The 203-nt window shown below is 60.6% G+C and carries 1 pseudogene; it reads right to left on the minus strand.

Annotated elements, in window-relative coordinates:
- Positions 1-203: pseudogene (locus QP413_RS10255) on the minus strand (IS256 family transposase); the annotation flags it as partial.

Raw genomic sequence — 203 nt, forward strand, 5'->3', positions numbered from 1 at the left:
CGGGTGGTCTCACGTGTGCACCAGTGCCAAGCGATGACGTGATCCAAGGTGGCGGCAACAATCAAGCATCCGCCGGCTGTGTAGGTGCCGTCAAGAAAGACCTGGTCGTAGACCCGGCCTTCGTGCCCGATCGTGGGATCGGGGACATCAACTAGCCAGAAGTGTTCAAACCGGCGTTGCAGGGTACGCGGATGACACCCTGC

The sequence above is a fragment of the Corynebacterium sp. UMB4614 genome, from assembly GCF_030217065.1.
GTDB lineage: Bacteria > Actinomycetota > Actinomycetes > Mycobacteriales > Mycobacteriaceae > Corynebacterium.